The 19,858-nt window shown below is 44.0% G+C and carries 18 protein-coding genes; 11 read left to right on the top strand and 7 right to left on the bottom strand.

The window, feature by feature from the left end; genetic code table 11:
- Positions 1–245 precede the first annotated feature (245 nt).
- From murD to lpxC, 9 genes are all read left to right on the top strand, one after another.
- Positions 246–1,547 (top strand): UDP-N-acetylmuramoyl-L-alanine--D-glutamate ligase, encoded by a 1,302-nt coding sequence (gene murD, locus ACEYKX_RS09440; protein ID WP_373766270.1) that lies wholly within the window; start codon positions 246–248, stop codon positions 1,545–1,547.
- The gene (ftsW, locus tag ACEYKX_RS09435; protein WP_373766269.1) at positions 1,547–2,725 is read left to right on the top strand and encodes a putative lipid II flippase FtsW; all 1,179 of its coding nucleotides are present in this window, start codon (positions 1,547–1,549) and stop codon (positions 2,723–2,725) included. The genes murD and ftsW overlap by 1 nt, the downstream gene beginning before the upstream one ends.
- Positions 2,726–2,745: 20 nt before the next feature.
- A complete protein-coding gene (gene murG, locus ACEYKX_RS09430; RefSeq protein ID WP_373766268.1) occupies positions 2,746–3,801 on the top strand; it encodes an undecaprenyldiphospho-muramoylpentapeptide beta-N-acetylglucosaminyltransferase in 1,056 nt (351 codons plus the stop codon).
- 218 nt (positions 3,802–4,019) lie between these two features.
- Entirely contained in the window at positions 4,020–5,447 is a 1,428-nt protein-coding gene (gene murC, locus ACEYKX_RS09425; protein WP_373766267.1) for a UDP-N-acetylmuramate--L-alanine ligase, read from the top strand.
- A gap of 82 nt (positions 5,448–5,529) precedes the next feature.
- Entirely contained in the window at positions 5,530–6,441 is a 912-nt protein-coding gene (locus tag ACEYKX_RS09420; protein WP_373766266.1) for a D-alanine--D-alanine ligase, read from the top strand.
- Complete coding sequence (locus ACEYKX_RS09415) at positions 6,441–7,220, top strand: cell division protein FtsQ/DivIB (RefSeq protein ID WP_373766265.1); 780 nt, start codon at positions 6,441–6,443, stop codon at positions 7,218–7,220. Before ACEYKX_RS09420 ends, ACEYKX_RS09415 begins: the two co-directional genes overlap by 1 nt.
- Before the next feature lie 30 nt (positions 7,221–7,250).
- Complete coding sequence (gene ftsA / locus ACEYKX_RS09410) at positions 7,251–8,528, top strand: cell division protein FtsA (RefSeq protein WP_373766264.1); 1,278 nt, start codon at positions 7,251–7,253, stop codon at positions 8,526–8,528.
- A gap of 42 nt (positions 8,529–8,570) precedes the next feature.
- On the top strand, positions 8,571–9,788 hold the full coding sequence (ftsZ, locus tag ACEYKX_RS09405) for a cell division protein FtsZ (protein WP_373766263.1): 1,218 nt from the start codon (positions 8,571–8,573) through the stop codon (positions 9,786–9,788).
- A gap of 26 nt (positions 9,789–9,814) precedes the next feature.
- Positions 9,815–10,735 carry a UDP-3-O-acyl-N-acetylglucosamine deacetylase gene (gene lpxC, locus ACEYKX_RS09400; protein ID WP_373766262.1) on the top strand — a complete coding sequence of 307 codons (921 nt, stop codon included), beginning with the start codon at positions 9,815–9,817 and terminating at the stop codon, positions 10,733–10,735.
- Between the two features lie 78 nt (positions 10,736–10,813).
- On the opposite strand, the gene hslO is transcribed toward lpxC, so the two are convergent.
- Complete coding sequence (hslO, locus tag ACEYKX_RS09395; protein WP_373766261.1) at positions 10,814–11,683, bottom strand: Hsp33 family molecular chaperone HslO; 870 nt, start codon at positions 11,681–11,683, stop codon at positions 10,814–10,816.
- 75 nt (positions 11,684–11,758) lie between these two features.
- Positions 11,759–12,169, bottom strand: coding sequence for a ribosome-associated heat shock protein Hsp15 (gene hslR / locus ACEYKX_RS09390; RefSeq protein WP_373766260.1), 411 nt, complete (start codon positions 12,167–12,169; stop codon positions 11,759–11,761).
- A 187-nt stretch (positions 12,170–12,356) separates the two neighbouring features.
- Here hslR and rho point away from each other — a divergent pair, with 187 nt between their 5' ends.
- Positions 12,357–13,619, top strand: coding sequence for a transcription termination factor Rho (rho, locus tag ACEYKX_RS09385; protein ID WP_373766259.1), 1,263 nt, complete (start codon positions 12,357–12,359; stop codon positions 13,617–13,619).
- A gap of 82 nt (positions 13,620–13,701) precedes the next feature.
- On the opposite strand, the gene kdsB is transcribed toward rho, so the two are convergent.
- From kdsB to ACEYKX_RS09370, 3 genes are read right to left on the bottom strand one after another with little or no spacing between them, the layout of a single operon-like run.
- Positions 13,702–14,463 carry a 3-deoxy-manno-octulosonate cytidylyltransferase gene (gene kdsB / locus ACEYKX_RS09380; RefSeq protein ID WP_373766258.1) on the bottom strand — a complete coding sequence of 254 codons (762 nt, stop codon included), beginning with the start codon at positions 14,461–14,463 and terminating at the stop codon, positions 13,702–13,704.
- Positions 14,464–14,471: 8 nt separating this feature from the next.
- Positions 14,472–15,038 (bottom strand): elongation factor P hydroxylase, encoded by a 567-nt coding sequence (locus tag ACEYKX_RS09375; RefSeq protein WP_373766257.1) that lies wholly within the window; start codon positions 15,036–15,038, stop codon positions 14,472–14,474.
- 8 nt (positions 15,039–15,046) lie between these two features.
- The gene (locus ACEYKX_RS09370) at positions 15,047–15,610 is read right to left on the bottom strand and encodes a nitroreductase family protein (protein ID WP_373766256.1); all 564 of its coding nucleotides are present in this window, start codon (positions 15,608–15,610) and stop codon (positions 15,047–15,049) included.
- Between the two features lie 111 nt (positions 15,611–15,721).
- Between ACEYKX_RS09370 and sppA the strand changes: the two genes are divergently transcribed.
- Positions 15,722–17,587 (top strand): signal peptide peptidase SppA, encoded by a 1,866-nt coding sequence (sppA, locus tag ACEYKX_RS09365; RefSeq protein ID WP_373766255.1) that lies wholly within the window; start codon positions 15,722–15,724, stop codon positions 17,585–17,587.
- 100 nt (positions 17,588–17,687) lie between these two features.
- Here sppA and bioB read toward each other — a convergent pair whose 3' ends face one another.
- Together bioB and rluB are read right to left on the bottom strand one after the other, a co-directional pair.
- Positions 17,688–18,701: a biotin synthase BioB gene (bioB, locus tag ACEYKX_RS09360; RefSeq protein ID WP_373766254.1), complete on the bottom strand. Its 1,014-nt coding sequence runs from the start codon at positions 18,699–18,701 to the stop codon at positions 17,688–17,690.
- 123 nt (positions 18,702–18,824) lie between these two features.
- Positions 18,825–19,844 carry a 23S rRNA pseudouridine(2605) synthase RluB gene (rluB, locus tag ACEYKX_RS09355; protein WP_373766253.1) on the bottom strand — a complete coding sequence of 340 codons (1,020 nt, stop codon included), beginning with the start codon at positions 19,842–19,844 and terminating at the stop codon, positions 18,825–18,827.
- Positions 19,845–19,858 lie beyond the last annotated feature (14 nt).

Raw genomic sequence — 19,858 nt, 5'->3', positions numbered from 1 at the left:
TATTAATTCAACTGTTCGGTTTTGCTGATGAAGTTATCCACGCCTACGCTACGAAACGAGTTTTATCTCTAGGGACACTCAAGCTGTGGATAACGTTATGGTTTAGTTGCTAGTTTACTATAAATTAAACATACAAGGGACACGACGCTTCGTGTCCCGATATTCACATTGATTGTACATTAATATTGGACGCCAAGCGTGGCGTCCCTACATATGAAAAAATACTGTTTTTAGAGAACAACAAAATGCAAAATCAATATCAAGGCAAAACCATCACGATTATCGGCTTAGGCACAACGGGCTTATCTTGTGTCGAATTTTTTGCGGACAAACAAGCTAAAGTACGAGTGATTGATACCCGAGCTAATCCGGCAGGGGCAGATAAATTATCGAAGGACATTCCACTACACACAGGCAGTTTAAACCTTGAGTGGCTATTAAGTTCCGATTTAATTGTGATTAGCCCGGGGCTTGCCTTAGCAACACCAGAAATTCAGCAAGCTATTCAAGCCGGTGTGGAAGTGGTTGGCGATATTGAGTTGTTCTGTCGTGAAGCAAAAGCTCCGATTATTGCGATTACAGGCTCGAACGGTAAAAGTACGGTCACGACTTTGACGACTGAAATGACAAAACAAGCAGGTGTCAAAGTTGGAATGGGGGGCAATATCGGCGTGCCGGCATTGAGTTTATTGAAAGGCGATTACGAGCTTTATGTGTTGGAATTATCGAGCTTCCAGCTGGAAACCACCTATTCCTTAAAAGCAAAAGCGGCGACCATTTTGAATATCAGTGAAGATCATATGGATCGCTATGAGAGCATTGAAGATTATCGCCAAGCAAAATTGAAAATTTATCACAATGCCGAAAATGTGATTGTAAATGGTGAAGATCTGCAAACCTTCCCAGAACAAGCGGTCGGATCTTTGAAAAAATTTGCAGAAAAAGACGCAGAATATACCGCTTGTAATGGAGAACTTTATTCAGGCGATGAAGCAGTCGTTGCGGTTAAGGAGCTGAAAATTACCGGTCGCCACAATGTGATGAATGCCTTGGCATCAATGGCATTGGCGGAAGCGGCTGGCGTTGATCGTTCGGGTATTGTGAAAGCTCTACAAAGCTATTCAGGATTAGATCACCGTTTCCAGTTAGTACCGACGAATGATGGAGTGCGTTGGATTAACGACTCAAAAGCAACGAACGTCGGCAGTACTGTCGCAGCATTAAATGGCTTACAAGTCGAAGGAACGCTTTATCTCTTGTTGGGCGGTGACGGAAAAGATGCTGATTTTTCCGAATTAAAACCGTTTGTGAATCAGCCGAATACGGTGTGTTACTGTTTTGGAAAAGATGGAGCGGAACTTGCCGCTTTAACTCAAAATAGCGTTTTAGTGGAAACAATGGCACAAGCTGTCGCACAAATTCGTTTACTATTAAAAGCAGGCGATATGGTACTACTTTCACCAGCCTGTGCCAGTTTAGATCAGTTTAAAAATTTTGAAGAACGTGGCAAGCAGTTTGCGGCGTTGGCTCAAGGGGTACAAGCGTAATGCTGGAAAAAGTCAAGCAAGAATGGGATAAGTGGGCGACGTTAACCCCGACAAATGCGTTATATGATCGCACGTTGATTTGGTTGTTCATTATTTTATTGGTGATTGGTCTGGTGATGGTGACATCCGCATCTATTCCTGTGAGTACGCGGTTGTATAATGATCCGTTCTATTTTGCCGTACGTGACGGTATCTATGTTGCGGCAGCAATTTGCGCTTGTGCTTTTTTTGTTCAGATACCGAGCGACCGTTGGGAAAAATTTAACGGTTGGTTTTTTATTATTTCATTACTTTTATTATTGGCGACGTTAATTGTCGGTAAAAATGTGAATGGGGCAACCCGTTGGATTCCTATCGGACCAATCAATTTCCAACCTGCCGAGTTGGCAAAATTAGCAGTCATTTGTTATTTCTCCAGTTTTTATGTGCGGAAATTTGATGAAATGCGGACAAAAAGTCTGAGTTTTATTCGACCGATGATTATTCTTGGTTTATTCAGCGTGTTATTGTTGTTACAACCTGATTTGGGAAGTACGGCGGTACTTTTCGTTCTGACGTTTGCCATGTTATTTATTATGGGCGCCAGAAAGTTCCAGTTTTTATTGCTGGCGATAACCGGGGGATTGGCATTCGCCTTTTTGGTACTCAGTTCGGAATACCGTTTAAAACGAGTAACGTCGTTTATGGATCCGTTTGCTGATGCCTATGGCGACGGTTTCCAACTGTCCAACTCTCAAATGGCGTTTGGTCAAGGTGAATTTTGGGGCAGAGGCTTAGGAAATTCCGTGCAAAAATTAGAATATTTACCTGAAGCGCATACGGACTTTGTGATGGCAGTTGTAGGAGAAGAATTCGGATTGTTTGGCATTGGGATTGTCGTGTTGTTATTAACCGCCTTAACGTTACGAGCATTAAAAATCAGCCGAGAGGCGTTAATTTTAGAAGAGCGGTTTAAAGGCTTTTTTGCATTCGGTGTGGGTGTTTGGATTTTTATTCAAGGTTTCGTTAACCTTGGTGTGGCATCCGGGCTACTGCCGACAAAAGGACTCACTTTTCCGTTGGTGAGCTACGGCGGTTCAAGTTTAGTGATCATGTCCATTGCGGTTGCCGTATTGTTAAGGATCGATCATGAAAACCGTTTGGCTCGTGTCGGACACGCACACTTAATTGACGATTAAGCCGTATTAGGAATCATAAAATGACAAAAAAATTATTAGTGATGGCTGGTGGTACGGGGGGGCATGTTTTTCCTGCGATTGCCGTTGCCCGAGAGTTGCAACAGCAAGGCTGGGATATCCGTTGGCTCGGTACAAAAGATCGTATGGAAGCGGATCTTGTGCCAAAACATGGTATTCCGATTGAATTTATTCAAATTTCAGGTATCAAAGGCAAGGGACTGAAAGCATTACTGACTGCGCCGTTTGCGATTTTTCGCGCCATATTACAAGCCCGAAAAATTATTCGGCGTTATAAACCGGATGCCGTATTAGGGATGGGCGGTTATGTGTCAGGACCGGGTGGTATTGCGGCAAAATTATGTGGTGTTCCGGTGATTTTGCATGAGCAAAATGCGGTGGCTGGCTTAACCAATGTGTGGCTTGCTAAAATTGCTCGTCGTACCTTACAAGCTTTTCCAACGGCATTTCCGAATGCGGAAGTCGTCGGAAACCCTGTTCGTCAAGATCTGTTTCAAATAGCACTTCCAGAACAGCGTTTTGCTGAAAAAGGTTATCCAATCAATATTTTAGTGATGGGCGGTAGTCAAGGGGCGTTAGTGATCAATAAAACGGTGCCGGAAGTTGCTAAAGTGTTAGGGCAACACGTTTTTATCAGCCATCAAGTCGGTAAAGGTAAATTACTCGGTGTGGAAGAGGTTTATCAAGCAACGGGTAACGGTACTGCCAGCGAATTTATTGATGATATGAAAGCGGCTTACGAATGGGCGGATTTAGTGATTTGTCGTTCGGGGGCCTTGACCGTATGTGAAATTGCCGCCGCAGGACTGCCTGCAATTTTTGTGCCGTTTCAGCATAAAGATCGCCAACAATTTTTAAATGCGGAATATCTTGCTCGGGCGGGTGCTGCGGTGATTATTGAACAGCAAGATTTTACTCCCGAAAATTTATTAAAAGCATTAGAACCTTTAATTGCCGATCGTCAAAAACTCACGGAAATGGCGGTAAAAGCAAGAGCGAAAGCCACACCATTAGCCGCAAAACGTGTGGCGGAAGTGATTGTGGAAAATAGTTTGTAATAACAATTAACCATAGATATTTTATATTTAACTGAGCAGATCCCCCTCTTTTGTAAAAAGGGGTAGGGGAGATTTAATCGGCGAAATAGCGAAGTGAGGTGTATATCATCTCGATATTGATTACTATATTGCCTGTTTGATTATTTTCTCTGTAATTTCTTTCTGCCAAATCTCCCCCTACCCCTCTTTGCTAAAGAGGGGAGAATAAAGGAACAAAAATGAAAAATTTCCAAGATAAAATTAAAAAATTAGTCCCTGAAATGCGTCGTGTCAATCAAATCCATTTTATCGGAATTGGCGGGGCAGGGATGTCCGGGATTGCCGAAGTATTATTAAATGAAGGCTATCGGATTTCAGGCTCGGACATCGCCGATGGTGCGGTAACGCAACGTTTAGCTAAAGCAGGGGCAAAAATCTTTATCGGTCATCAAGCGGACAATGTTATCGGTGCAAGTGTCGTTGTGGCGTCAAGCGCAATCAATGATACGAATCCTGAAGTCGCCGCAGCAAAAGCCGCACGTATTCCGGTTATTCAACGTGCTCAAATGTTGGCGGAAATTATGCGCTTTCGTCACGGAATCGCCATTGCGGGAACTCACGGTAAAACGACTACAACGGCAATGATTTCCATGATTTATACGGAAGCAGGGTTAGATCCAACCTTTGTTAACGGAGGATTGGTTAAATCAGCAGGCAAAAATGCACACTTAGGGGCAAGCCGTTATTTAATCGCAGAAGCCGATGAAAGTGATGCGTCATTTTTACATTTACAGCCGATGGTCTCGGTTGTCACCAATATCGAACCCGACCATATGGATACCTATGGTGGTGACTTCGAAAAAATGAAAGAGACTTATGTCCGCTTCTTGCGCAATCTGCCGTTCTATGGTTTGGCGGTAATGTGCGCCGATGATGAGGTCGTGATGGAAATTGCCCCAAAAGTCGGTCGCCAAGTAATTAGCTACGGTTTTAGCGAGAAAGCGGATTACCGGATTGAAGATTATCAACAAACAGGTTTCCAAGGACATTATACGGTGGTGTGTCCAACAGGTGAGCGCATTGACGTCTTATTGAATGTACCGGGCAGACACAATGCCCTTAACGCTACTGCCGCCCTCGCGGTAGCAAAAGAAGAAGGTATTGCCAATGAGGCGATTTTAGCTGCTCTCGCCGATTTCCAAGGCGCCGGCCGTCGTTTTGACCAATTGGGTTCATTTATTCGTCCGAACGGTAAAGTGATGTTAGTGGACGATTACGGTCACCATCCGACAGAAGTGGATGTGACGATTAAAGCCGCTCGTCAAGGTTGGGAAAATAAACGCGTTGTGATGGTTTTTCAACCGCACCGCTATTCGCGTACCCGTGATTTATTTGACGACTTCGTGCAAGTATTATCCCAAGTGGATGCGCTAGTGATGTTAGAGGTTTATGCTGCGGGTGAGGCGCCGATTGTGGGGGCTGACAGTAAATCGCTTTGTCGTTCAATCCGTAATTTAGGTAAAGTCGATCCGATTTTAGTATCGGATACCGCTCAACTCGGCGAAGTATTAGATCAAATTATCCATGACGGTGATTTGATTTTAGCGCAAGGTGCAGGTAACGTGAGTAAGCTTTCGCGTGATTTGGCGGAAAGATGGAAAGCATAATGATATTTAAACAAGCGGTTGGATCTTGCAAATTTTTTGCAAAAACGGACCGCTTGTAAAAGCACAAGACAGGAGTAGAAAGGTGAGCTTAAAAAACGAAAAAATTGCAGTGTTGTTCGGTGGTGTTTCTGCAGAACGTGAAGTCTCGCTCAATTCAGGCAAATCGGTCTTTGAAGCCTTGCAACGTTTAGGCTACAACGTTGAAGCGATTGATACGAAAGCATTTCCGATTGAAAAATTAAAAGAAAAAGGGATTCAGCGGGTATTCAATATTCTTCACGGCGGTATCGGTGAAAATGGCGTATTACAAGGAGCATTGGAACAATTAGGTATTCCATATACAGGCTGTGGCGTAATGGCTTCAGCGATTACCTTAGATAAATTCCGCACTAAATTATTATGGAATGCAGTCGGTTTACCAACGGCAGCAATGGAAGTGGTTCGTCGGGGACAAGCGGTCAATTCCGATGAAATTATTGCAAAATTAGGTTTGCCGTTGTTTGTGAAACCGGCGAGTGAAGGCTCAAGTGTCGGTGTGAGCAAAGTGAAAACCGCAGAGCAGTTACTGCCTGCGATTGAAGAAGCATTGAAGTATGATTCCATTGTATTGGTGGAAGAAAATTTAGCAGGCGCAGAATACTCCGTGCCGGTACTTGACGGTGAAGTATTGCCGGCGGTACAAATTATTCCGGACGGTGAATTCTATGACTATCATGCAAAATATATTTCGGATAATACCCAATATGTTGTGCCGGCGTTAAATGCTGACCGTCAAGCTGAAGTCGCTAAGTTAGTCAAACAGGCTTACGACGTGGTAGGGTGTCGCGGTTGGAGCCGCATTGATGTGATGGAAGACAGTGAAGGTCATTTCCGTTTGGTTGAGGTGAACACCTGCCCGGGCATGACCAGCCATAGTATCTTCCCGAAATCGGCTGCGACAGTCGGTTACAGTTTTGAACGTTTAGTTGAACGAGTGTTGGAGTTAAGCGTTTAATGGCAATGGTTTTTCGTAAGAAGCCTACATCGGTTATCCGTACAAATATCAGTAAACCGAAATATACGACAAATTGGTTGGTGTTTATTAAACCAATTATTGTGCTATTATGTCTCGTTTTTATGTATATAGTGTATAGTAATTGGTCAACTTGGCTGACCGCATTAGATAAAGCACCGATTAAGTCTTATGCGCTAACACACAAAACACAATTCACAACGAATCACGATATTCGGGAAGTGTTATCCAAAGAGCCTGTTTTAAAAGGCTATTTCGGACAAGATATTCAAGAAGTTAAAGATAAATTTCTGGAGGTGTCTTGGATAAAAGATGTCGTGGTCAGAAAGGTTTATCCTGATCGATTGAGTATCACGTTACTTGAGCATCGTCCCGTAGCAAATTGGAACGGCAATCAATATGTCTCTGAACAAGGTGTCGTATTTAGTTTACCTAAAGGTCGTTTTGACGGAAGCGGACTGCCGATATTATCTGGTCCGGATTCGGAAAGTAAAGTGGTTCTAGAGGCTTGGACCAAAATTAAAAATGATCTGAAATCCCGTAATTTAGGATTAAATTCGGTGGCGATGAATAATCGGGGGTCTTGGACTATTACCTTAGACAATGGTGTGGAGTTGAGATTAGGACGTGGTGATTGGCTACCGAAAATTGATCGTTTCGTGACTATATTCCCGGAAATTGATATTCCTGAAGGAAAGCAGTTGTCTTATGTCGATCTTCGCTATGAGCACGGTGCTTCCGTCGGATTTATCAATAAATAAGTTTATTCTTTTAGCAGATATCATTTAATTATGACAAAAGTAGCAGAATCTAAAATTGTAGTTGGCTTGGAAATCGGCACGCACAAAGTGGTTGCCGTTGTTGGGGAAGTATTGCCGGACGGGGTAATTAATGTGATTGGATCCGGTGTCAGCCCGTCGAAAGGCGTAGACGGCGGTGGCGTCGTCGATCTTGATGCGACGGTGATGTCGATTCAACGAGCGATTGAAGAAGCCGAATCCGTTTCAGACTGTAAAATAATGGGCGTTACATTAGCTCTTTCAGGTCCTCACATTACCGCTTTAAATGAGAGCGGTACGGTTCCGCTTTCCGGTTCGGTAAAACCGGAAGATTTAGATAATGCGATTCATATTGCCCGTTCGGTAAAACTTCCGGACGGATTGGAAACATTACATATTATTCCACAAGAATATCGGGTAGACAGACTGCCGGCGACAAAAAACCCGCTTGGTTTATCCGGAATGCGTCTGCAGGCTCAAGCACATCTGATTGCTTGTCATAATGACTGGTTACGTAATTTGAAAAATGCAGTGGAGCGAAGTAAATTAAAAATAGATCAAATCGTATTTTCCGGATTGGCATCCAGTTATTCCGTTTTAACGGATGATGAAAGGGAATTAGGTGTTTGTTTAATTGATATCGGCGGCGGAACAATGGATGTCTTGGTTTATACGGACGGTGCGTTGCGTTTTAGTAAAGTCATACCTTTTGGCGGTAATCACGTTACCGATCATATTGCTAAAGTCTTTGCTGCTTCTCGTAATGAAGCGGAAAATATTAAAGTACAATATGGCAGTGCGATTACGCCTCCAACAAATTTCCCTGAAAAGAAAATTGAAGTTGCGGGCTTGGGGGGCAGAATGCCGAGAACTTTTACCAAGGCGCAATTGTCTAATTATACGGCACAATGTTATGACGATTTATTAGGGGTTGTGGCTCAAGAATTAACACAATTGCGTGCCGAATTATATCAAAAAGGTATAAAACAGGAATTAATTGCCGGAATTGTTTTAACAGGTGGTGGTTCTCAAATAGAAGATATTGTAGAATGTGCAAAATCTGTATTTGGTTCTCAAGTTCGTGTAGGCTATCCGCTAAATATTACGGGATTGACGGATTATGTGAACAAACCACAATATGCAACAGTATTAGGGCTCTTACAATATAGTCATTACAATGATGCTGATAATAGCTCCGGTGGTGAAATCAGTGAGAAGGTAGGCGGCATTATTGATATTTTAGGTCGTGGTGCTAAGAAAGTTTATAATTGGGCAAAATCAAGTTTTTAATGCGTGTTGATGAATTATCGACACATTTAGGGAGAATCAAGAATGTTTGAACCTATTTACGAAGCATCACAAGATGCGGTAATTAAAGTCATCGGTGTCGGCGGCGGCGGCGGTAATGCGCTTAACCACATGGTAAACAGTACCCAGACGGATGTGGGTAGTGTTGAGTTTTTTTCAGTAAACACCGATGCACAAGTGTTACGTAGTAGTTCGGTTCGTAATACGATTCAAATAGGGGCAAGCGTAACGAAGGGATTAGGTGCGGGTGCGGATCCGAATGTCGGACATCAGGCCGCGGAAGAAGACCGTGAAGCATTGAGTAATATGATTGCCGGTGCCGATATGGTATTTATTGCCGTCGGTATGGGTGGTGGCACGGGAACCGGTGCGGCTCCGGTTATTGCGGAAATTGCGAAAAGCCAAGGCGCTTTAACGGTAGGTATTGTCACTAAACCGTTCTCTTTTGAAGGTAAAAAACGCTCGGGTTATGCGGAACAAGGTATCCGTGAACTTGCAAAATATGTTGATTCTCTCATTATTATTCAAAACGATAAGTTATTAAAAGTATTGCCTAAAAATGTTAAATTCAGTGAAGCCTTTGGTGTCGCAAACGATGTGTTACGTAATGCGGTACTGGGTATTACGGATATGATTACCTCGGAAGGTTTGGTTAATGTTGACTTCGCCGATGTGAAAAAAGTGATGTCGGAAATGGGACGCGCAATGATGGGAACGGGAATCGCCGAAGGGGAGAACCGTGCAGAAAATGCAGCTAAAGAAGCTGTTGCAAGTCCATTGTTAGAAGACGTGGATTTATCCGGAGCAAAAGGTATTCTTGTTAATATTTCTTCCGGTTTAGATATTGAACTTGCCGAAGTGAATACCATTATGGAATATGTAACCAGCTTTGCAGATCCTGAAGCGGCGATTATTTTTGGTTCGGCGTTTTATCCTGAAATGGAAGGAAAAATCCGCGTCACATTAGTGGCAACCGGCATCGGTCAACCGGAAGAAGCATTACAGGTTCCACCTAGAATGCAGCCTATTCATAACACTCAGCAAGGTTATCCGGCACAGCATCAAATGCAGCAACAGCAACCAGTACATAACCCTGTAGGGTATGGGAATAATGTTTCCGGATATCCTCAACAGAATCAATTCGGACAACAACAGCAAGCGGCTTCAAAACCGCAGCAAGTAGATAGTTCTCAAATGTTTTCCCCGAGCTCAATTCCTGGGTTTATGAGAAATGGTCAATAGAACCATAGGGGAATTAAGGATACGATATGATTAAACAAAGAACCCTTAAGCAATCAGCTAAAGTAACGGGGATCGGTTTACATAGTGGTAAAAAGGTAACGTTGATAGTGCGTCCGGCACCGGCAAATACTGGGATTATTTATGCTCGTACGGATTTGGATCCTGTCGTTTATTTCCCTGCCAGTGCAGATTCAATCCGTGATACGACACTATGTACTTGTATGATCAATGATGACGGTGTACGCATTTCGACAGTAGAACATTTGAATGCGGCAATGTCGGCGTTAGGTTTGGATAATCTTATTGTTGAAGTAAACGCACCGGAAATTCCGATTATGGACGGAAGTGCCAGCCCGTTTATTTACCTTTTACTTGATGCCGGAATTGAGGAGCAAGAAGCACCGAAAAAATTTATTCGTATTAAACAACATGTGCGTGTTGAAGACGGTGATAAATGGGCGGAGTTTAAGCCATATGCAAATGGTCTTAAATTGGATTTTACAATCGATTTTTCTCACCCGATGATTACGAAAGAAGTCCGTCATTATCAAATGGAGTTTTCGGCACAACATTTTATTCAGCAGTTAAGTCGGGCAAGAACATTCACCTTTATGAAAGATGTTGAATATCTTCAATCAATCGGCTTAGCCTTAGGCGGAAGCCTTGATAATGCGATAGTATTGGATGAATATCGTATTTTAAATGAAGAAGGTTTGCGCTTTAAAGATGAATTGGTTCGCCATAAAATGCTTGATGCGGTGGGTGACTTATTCATGTGCGGCTACAATATTTTAGGTGATTTCAAAGCTTATAAATCGGGTCACGGGTTGAATAATAAGTTGCTTAGAGCGGTACTGGCCAATCAAAATGCCTGGGAATTTGTAACCTTTGAGGATAAAGCTCAGGTACCACAGGGTTATCAAGTCCAAGAGCAAGTGCTTATCTAATTTGATTTACTATACTAATTGATAACAAGCGGTGCGATTTGCAAATTATTTTGCAAATCGCCCCGCTTGTCGTTGACGTTAACGATGGGCTTTTAGTTCCTCAATCGCCTTTTTATCGAAGAAATATTGCGTGCCGCAACATTCGCATTGCATATCGATGACACCGTGTTTCTCCGCCAGCATCTCGGCAATTTCGTCTTCCGGTAAGAGTAAAACCGCTGCACCGGAACGTTCTCGCGAACAGCCGCATTTGAATTCGGTTACCTGCGGTTCATAGACTTCCACCGTTTCTTCATGAAACAGGCGATAAAGCAGTTCTTCCGCGGTTAAGTCGAATAATTCTTCCGCTTTAATGGTGGACGCCAATGTCGCTAAATGTTCAAAATCCTCCGGTGAACCGGTACCATCCGGCATTATTTGCAATAATGTACCACCGGCAACCGCTTTGCCGTCATGCTCGCCGATACGAATTACAAGCTGTGTCGCAAGCTGTTCAGAGCGGGTGAAGTAATCTTCTAAACACTCGCTGATCGTGGGTTTGTCTAAAGCAATAACACCTTGATAGCGTTCGCCGTTTTCAGGAATAATGGAAATCACCAATACACCGTTACCAATCATTTGTTGAAGAGAGGCGTTTTCGGTAATCTCACCGTCTACGCGGGCCAACGCGCGCAATTGCTGATGTTGATTGCCGTTAACCAGTGCTAATTTTAAGGCGCCGTCTCCTTGAATTTGCACGGTGATTGTGCCTTCAAATTTTAAGGTTGCCGTCAATAAGCTGGTAGCGACTAACATTTCCCCGAGTAAATTTTGAACCGCAGATGGGTAGTGGTGGGTATTTAATGTTTCGGTAAAGGTTTCGTTCAAACGCACCCATTCGCCACGAACAGCACGGTTCTTGAATAAAAAACGATAAAGTTTATCGTTATCTTGTGTATAAGTTGTCATGATGTATCCTTATAAAATGCAAGCGGTGGGGAAATCCACCGCAAGTTGTACTTAATATGAGGGCAATTTGCTAAATTACAAATCGTTGTCTTGATATTTAAATTTAATCAGATCACGTCGCTCTTTTTTATTTGGTCGACGGTCAGGATGGGGCATCGATAATGCATTGGCTTTGCGGGCAAAGGCGAGTTTTTCACGCTCTTGGATGCTTTTTTCCGTTTCCCGGTAGAGCAGTTGGGCTTCAGGTGCGCCACGGCGTTGATCGCTTAACGCTAATACGACCACTTCTTTTTCCTCATTGCCTTGGCGTAATTTAATCGTTGCACCGATTTCTACGGTTTTACTGGTTTTTGCCCGTTGTCCGTTATAATGCACCTTTCCGCCCTCAATCATCGCCTTGGCAATGGAGCGGGTTTTATAAAAGCGAGCCGCCCACAGCCATTTGTCTAAACGGATTTCGGTGCTGCCAGTTGCTTTTTCTGCCATGTTTCCCCCTTTTTCTTACAATATTCTACTCTTTTTCCGTTATACAAGCGGTCAGAAAGTAGAAAAAATTTGCAAATTTTCGAATTTCGCTGTATTCTTCACCAACTCAATTCATAATCACTATTCTGAATTAATCTGATTTTAATCCAATCTTTATTGTAACCAACAACATTTCTATATTATTTCTATGCATTTAACAGAGTTAAAAAATACACCGGTCTCGGAGCTAGTTCAAATCGGTGAAGAACAAATGGGGCTAGAAAACTTAGCCCGCTTACGTAAACAGGACATCATTTTTGCTATTTTAAAACAGCACGCGAAGAGCGGCGAAGATATTTTCGGCAGCGGCGTGTTGGAAATTTTACCGGACGGATTTGGATTCTTGCGTTCAGGCGACAGTTCTTATCTTGCCGGTCCCGACGATATTTATGTGTCACCGAGCCAAATTCGTCGTTTTAATTTACAAACGGGTGATTCGATTGAAGGAAAAATCCGCCCGCCGAAAGAAGGCGAACGCTATTTTGCCTTATTGAAAGTCGATAAAGTCAATGACGATAAACCGGAAGTTTCCCGCAGTAAAATCCTTTTCGAAAACTTAACGCCGCTTCATGCCAATTCCCGCCTCAGAATGGAGCGGGGTAACGGTTCCAAAGAAGATTTAACCGCCCGTATTTTAGATTTGGCTTCGCCTATCGGTAAAGGTCAGCGCGGATTAATCGTTGCCCCACCTAAAGCCGGTAAGACGGTGTTATTACAAAATATTGCCCAAAGTATTACTTATAATTACCCGGAATGTGTGTTAATCGTGTTATTAATCGATGAACGTCCTGAAGAAGTCACGGAGATGCAACGTTCTGTCAAAGGTGAAGTGATTGCGTCGACGTTTGACGAACCTGCCGCCCGTCACGTTCAAGTCGCCGAAATGGTGATTGAAAAAGCGAAGCGTTTGGTGGAACATAAAAAAGACGTGGTGATTTTATTAGATTCTATCACCCGTTTGGCGCGAGCTTACAATACCGTGACACCGGCGTCAGGTAAAATTTTATCGGGTGGTGTGGATGCCAACGCGTTGCACCGACCGAAACGTTTCTTCGGTGCCGCACGTAATGTCGAAGAGGGCGGCAGTTTAACCATTATCGCTACGGCGCTTGTCGATACCGGCTCGAAAATGGACGAAGTGATCTTTGAAGAATTCAAAGGAACGGGTAACATGGAATTACATCTTTCCCGTAAGATTGCGGAACGCCGTGTGTTCCCGGCAATTGACTTTAATCGTTCCGGTACCCGTAAAGAAGACTTGCTTACCACACCTGACGAGCTGCAAAAAATGTGGATTCTGCGTAAGATTCTTAATCCGATGGGTGAGGTGGAAGCGATGGAATTCTTAATTGATAAACTCATGGTTGCCAAAACCAATGATGAATTTTTTGAGATTATGAAACGTTCATAACCGATAATACAAACGCCTCATGTCATTGAGGCGTTTTCGTTTATATGAAATTTGCAAAAAATGTGCTAAATCAGACCGCTTGTTATCGATGATTTTGCAGAATTTGTCGAACGCGTTCCAAATCTTCCGCCGTATCGACCCCGACTTGCGGTGCGGCTTTGGCTAATTCGATATGGATTTTCTCACCGTGCCATAACGCCCGAAGCTGTTCTAAGGACTCCAATTGTTCCAATTGAGTAGGTTCCCACGCTACATATTGTTTGATAAATCCTGCGCGATAAGCATAAATACCGATGTGGCGAAGATAGTTGTGCTGTCGGATAAATGCATCATCGCATTGTGGAAAACGGTCTCGTCCGAACGGAATGGTGGCTCGTGAGAAATAGAGCGCCATACCGTTTTTATCGGCAATCGCTTTGACGACATTCGGGTTAAACAGTTCTTCCCGAGTCTCCAGTTTTACACCGAGAGTCGCCATATTGACTTGATGGCGATCCAGATTTTCCGCCACCTGTGCGACGATAATCGGCGGAATTAACGGTTCGTCCCCTTGAATATTGACGATAATTTCCTTATCGTCGATACCCGTTTTCTCAATGACTTCCGCGAGGCGCTCCGTCCCCGAATTATGTTTATCCGAGGTCAAACAGATTTCACCGCCGAACGCAGTGACCACTTGTGCAATTTCTGCATGATCGGTTGCGACAATCACACGACTGGCTCCGGCTTGACGGGCTTTTTCCCATACATGTTGAATCATCGGTTTGCCCGCAATATCCAATAACGGTTTGCGGGGGAGACGGGTGGACGCATAACGGGCCGGAATAATGACGGTAAAATGCATATAAACTCCTAAATTTTGGTGAGATCGAATTTCTCCAATTCAATCTTATTCGGTGTGCCGTAAAATTCACTCAGCGCTTGGCGCAATTGCTCGGCACGTTTAGGTAATCCTTTTTCGGCATAGGTTTTGACCTGTTGATAAACGGTTTGCTTGAAGGCGGAATTGTCACCGGTATTACCGGTGAGATTATCGGCGCTGGCGAAATAACGAAAATTGGCGGCGGTCGCTAAAATCCATTCGATTGCCTGAGGTTTGACTTCAACTTGTTCAAATTCTCGTTGGCGTTCTTCCGAGCGACCGTCGGGTTCATACCAATAACCGAAATCTTCCAATTCTCGGCGCGCCTTACCCGCCACCAGCCAGTGTGCAATTTCATGCAATGCGCTACTGTAAAAGCCGTGGGCGAATAAGATGACATGATAAGGACGATCGCAGGGTATTTTCCCTTCGGCAAACCCGGCAGGTAAATAGATAGGATAGTCGCCGCCGGGAGCTAAACGGGTGTTGTAGCTATCGGCAAAACAGCGGTTAAAAATCTCTATTAAATCTTCATAGCGGTGATGATCTTGATTCATTCGACATCCTATTTCATAAAACTGACGAAACCGTCGATATTTTCCGTTTGACTGGCTGTCGTTACGCTTTCACTATCAAGCGGATTGCCAACCATGACTAAGGCAATAATTTTATCTGAGGCTTCACAGCCAAAAGCCTGACGTAGTGCCGAGCCGTCCACCCACTTATTACTGACCCAACAGGTATCAAAGCCCATCGCATTTGCCGCCAATTGCATGGCGTAGGTGGCGCAACCTGCGGTAAGCATCTGCTCCCAAGCGGGTACTTTGGCGATATCTTTTGCAATTTTTGCCACGACACCGATAATCATCGGTGCTTTTTGTTTTATGCCTTCGGCTTTTTTTAAGGCTTCTTCACCCATATTGAATTCTTCGGCGGCGGCAATCAAATGCTGATGGAGTGTTTCCAAACCGTTTTTTTCAATCACCACAAAATGGTAAGGTTTGAGATGTCCGTGATCGGGCGCTCTTAATGCAGCTTTAAACATGATCTCAAGTTGCTGCGGATTTGGGGCAATATTGCCGAATTTTTTTGAAGAACGACGGTGTTGTAATAACGTTAACGCATCCATTTCAGCTTCCTCATCATAAAAAAACGGTGGAAAGAATAGCATATTTTGTTAAATTTCGCTTTATTTTGTGGTAGCTTACGCGCTGATTTTCAAATTATAAAAGGAACAATAATGTTACGTTTTTTTAATGCGCTTTATCGGATTTTTCGCTGTATTCGAGAATGCGTGATGAACCTGTTTTTTATTTTATTTGCCCTCACCTTTTTTGCATTTACTGCCTTATTGAGTATGGAGTCATCCGGTCAAAAGCAACCGGTTCCGTTTGATAAAGGGGCATTAATGCTGAACTTAGACGGATATTTGGCGGATAATCATGATGAATTCGGCGATTTTCAGCGTTTTCTACAATCCGAATTAGGTGCAACGGAAGAACCGCTAAAAATCTCCACCTTTGATGTCGTCAGAGCCATTAATGCGGCACAATTTGACGATCAAATTACCGGGCTTGTTTTGGACTTAAGCTTTTTCGAAGGCGGTGACATTCCGTCTCTGAATTTTATCGGTAAAGAAATTACGCGTTTCAAACAATCCGGTAAACCGGTTATTGCTATCGGCGAACATTACAGCCAAGCGCAATATTATCTGGCTAGTTTTGCCGATAAAATTTATTTAAATCAAGCCGGTTTTGTCGGTTTACAGGGGTTAAGTTATTCCGCACTGTATTTCAAATCGTTATTTGAGAAAATCGAAGCCGTACCGCATATTTTCCGCGTAGGAACCTATAAATCGGCGGTTGAGCCGTTCATCCGCGATGATATGTCAGCGGAAGCCCGTGAAAATACGCAACTATGGATGGGGAAATTATGGAAAAATTTCAGTACTGATATTGCACAAAACCGTCAGATCAAAGCAGAAAATGTCGTGCCGGAATTTACACAGTACCTTCAGCAATATAAAGAAGCCAAAGGCGATGACGCGCAATATGCGTTAAACCAAAAATTAGTGACCGAACTTGTGACAACCCGACAAACTCACCAATTATTAATAGATCAATTCGGTAAAAACAGTGAAGGCTCATATAATCACATTGATTTTTTTGACTATACGCTGAATTTGAGTGATCGTTTTAATGTGAATGCCGAACATAAAATTGCGGTGATCAACGTCGAAGGTGAAATTGTGTGGGGCGAGAGTGACGAAAATATGGCGGGCAGCGATACGATTGTGCCGTTGCTACGTCAAGCCCGTGAAGATGATAAGGTCAAAGGCGTTATTTTGCGGATTAACAGTCCGGGCGGTAGTGCGATGGCATCGGAATTAATTCGACAAGAAGCCGAGGCGATTCAACAATCCGGTAAGCCGGTGGTGACGTCCATGGGCGGCATGGCGGCATCGGGCGGATATTGGATTGCGTCTACCAGCGATAAAATTATTGCCAGCCCGAATACGTTAACCGGTTCCATCGGTATTTTCGGCTTGGCGCTGACCTTTGAAAAAACGGCAAAAAATCTTGGGATTAACGAAGAGAGCGTGAATACTTCTCCGTTAGCGAATACATCAGGATTTGAAACCTTGCCCAAAGAGCAGGCGGAGCTGATGCAAGTCAGCATTGAACACGGCTATGATCGCTTCTTGGAATTGGTCAGCCAAGGGAGAAAAATGACGAAACAGCAAGTCGATCGCATTGCGCAAGGTCAAGTGTGGCTTGGTGAAAGTGCCTTTGAAAAGGGGTTGGTCGATCAATTGGGTGATTTTGGGGACGCTTATACGGCTGTCGTTGATTTAGTCAATCAGCAGCGTAAAGCGAAAGGTCAGGCGGAAATCGAACAGTTTGCAACCCAATGGCTTATTGACGAGGAACGTGATTTTTTAAGCCAAATCATGCGTGACTTTAAAATGAAATTAAAGTTGAATTTATCGGCATTCTTGGATCTCCCGGTTTCACATAAGTTGGAAAAACACCTCGGTCAATTGTCCACATTTACCGACCCGAAACGGATCTATTTATATTGTTTGACCTGCGGTCAGGTGAAGTAGGTCTCGTATCGAAAATACAAGCGGTCGGTTCGGATGCATTTTTTGCAAATTATTCAACGGAACCGACCGCTTGTATGCGTAGCGGGTATAATAGGGAAAGTTAAGCCGCCTCTTCGCAAAGGTGTTTTAACGGATAAAGATCCAATTTCGCCATCAATACTTGGTCATGATCTTCTTCAGGGTTTTCTGTCGTCAGCAATTTATCCCCATAGAAAATCGAATTTGCTCCCGCCATAAAACATAAGGCTTGCATGGCTTCCGGCATATTGCCACGCCCTGCGGATAAACGAACGTAGCTTTTCGGCATGGTAATCCGCGCAACCGCAATGGTTCTGACAAACTCCGTCCAATCCAAATCTTCCGCTTCGGCTAATGGTGTGCCTTCTACTTTGACTAATTGGTTAATCGGCACGCTTTCCGGTTGTGGATCAAGGTTAGCTAAACTTGCAATTAAACCAGCCCGTTCCGGACGGGTTTCATTCATTCCCACAATACCGCCACAGCACACTTTTAAGCCCGCATGACGCACTTTGCCGAGCGTGTCCATACGGTCGTCGTGAGTGCGCGTATGGATAATTTTGTGATAGCTGTCGGGATCGGTATCAAGATTGTGGTTGTAATAATCCAAACCGGCCTCTTTCAACTCTTCCGCCATACCGTCTTCCAGCATACCGAAGGTGCCGCAGGTTTCTAAACCGAGATCTTTGACTGCTGAAATAATTTTTGTGACCACTTCAATGTCTTTCGGCTTCGGTCCACGCCACGCAGCTCCCATACAGAAACGGCTTGCCCCACGAGCTTTGGCAATGCGTGCTTTTTCGAGAATTTCTTCTACGTCTAGCATGGTTTGACGCTCAAGCCCAGTATCGTAGCGGGCAGATTGCGGGCAATATTCGCAATCTTCAGGACAGCCACCGGTTTTAATCGAGAGCAAGGTGGAAAGTTGGATTTCTTGCGGGTTAAAGTTTTCACGGTGAACCTGTGCGGCTTTAAATACCAGTTCCATAAACGGCATGGCAAACAGTTCTTCCACTTGGCATTTACGCCAGTATTGCGCCGTTGGATGCGGGGTGAGTTCGCTTTTGGCTTTAAGGCGAAGATTGAAGGTGGTCATTGGGATTCCTTAAAATAATGTAACAAGCGCTAGATGGCGCACGTTTTTAACGTGTGCCGTATACTTCTTGTACTTTTATTTAGGCACTCGTTACAAACGAGCGCCATCTTGTGTAATAAAACATTAAATTTTACGGTATTTCGTATGCTGTTTCACCGCTTTACGGATTTGTCGTGTGCTGGTACGACGACGGTTTTTCGTGACATCGACTTTCGTTTCCGTTTCAGGCTTTAAGCCGACCAATTCACGTAAGTAATTGACTTGCTCCAACCCCATCTCTTCCCAACCGCCACGAGGTAAACTTTTTTCAAGTTTGATATTGCCGTAACGAATACGAATCAAACGGCTGACTTGAATCCCTTGTGATTCCCACAAGCGACGAACTTCACGGTTACGCCCTTCGGTTAAAGTGACGTCAAACCATTGGTTAATCCCTGTTCCGCCAACCGCTTTGATCTGCTTGAAATTTGCCGGACCGTCTTCTAACTGCACGCCTTTGCGTAGCCGTTGCAACATGGCATCGTCAACTTCACCGAATACCCGCACCGAATATTCCCGTTCGACTTCACGGCTTGGGTGCATGAGACGGTTGGCAAGTTCACCGTCAGTGGTGAAGAGCAATAAGCCTGAGGTGTTAATATCTAAACGCCCCACAGCAATCCAGCGGGAGCCGGTTAAACGCGGTAAGCGGTCGAATACGGTCGCTCTGCCTTCGGGGTCGGAACGGGTACAGAGTTCGCCTTCGGGTTTGTAATACATTAATACACGGCAGATTTCTTTTTGTGCAGGGATGAGACTGACTAAATTGCCGTCGATACGGATTTTGGTGCTGGAGCTAACCTGTACACGGTCGCCTAGTGTCGCAATTTTACCGTCCACACTGACTCGCCCTGCGGCAATCACTTCTTCAATTTCACGGCGAGAGCCTTGTCCTGCACGGGCAAGAATTTTTTGCAGTTTTTCACCGACGATTTTGTCGCTCGTTTTGTTTTCTGCTTCGATGGAAGCGGTCGGTTTCGGTGATTTTTTTACAAGTGGTTTACGGTTTTGCGTTTCTTGGCGTGTATTACGCGGAGTCGGTTTTTGCAAAGTTTTTGCAGAATCTGACCGCTTGTTGGCGGTCGGTTTACGAAATGTCGTCATTTAAGTTCCTTATT

Source organism: Glaesserella sp. (assembly GCF_041817755.1).
Taxonomy (GTDB): domain Bacteria; phylum Pseudomonadota; class Gammaproteobacteria; order Enterobacterales; family Pasteurellaceae; genus Glaesserella.
The sequence above is the reverse complement of the archived record's forward strand: the minus strand, read 5'-3'. Positions and strand labels throughout refer to the sequence as shown.